A 357-nucleotide genomic window follows, 5' to 3' on the forward strand; every position below is an offset into this window, starting at 1 on the left:
GGTTGATGCAGTTGAAGATGGTTTCCAGGTAATTGTATTAACTGATAGGGCTATTGACTCTGAGCATGCTGCCATGCCTTCTTTATTGGCGGTTTCTGCTGTACACCATCACTTAATCCGCAAGGGATACCGTGGTGCTGTAGGTATTGTGATCGAGGCTGGTGATATCTGGGAAGTACATCATTTTGCCACATTACTGGGCTTTGGTGTTACGGCGATTAACCCTTACCTGGCTTTAGAAACCATTAATGAGTTTAAAGAAGAATCGGGCTTATCAACAGAGCAGCTTACCAAAAACTATATCTATGCGGTAAATAGCGGTTTACTTAAAATTTTCTCTAAAATGGGAATCTCAAC

1 protein-coding gene is annotated in these 357 nt (G+C 41.7%); it reads left to right on the top strand.

Features of this window, described 5'->3' with window-relative positions; all coding sequences use genetic code 11:
* Positions 1 to 357: glutamate synthase central domain-containing protein (locus AC1DND_RS29705; protein ID WP_477586662.1), on the top strand; the 357-nt coding region annotated here is incomplete at both ends.

The sequence above is a fragment of the Pedobacter sp. 01N416 genome, from assembly GCF_056399685.1.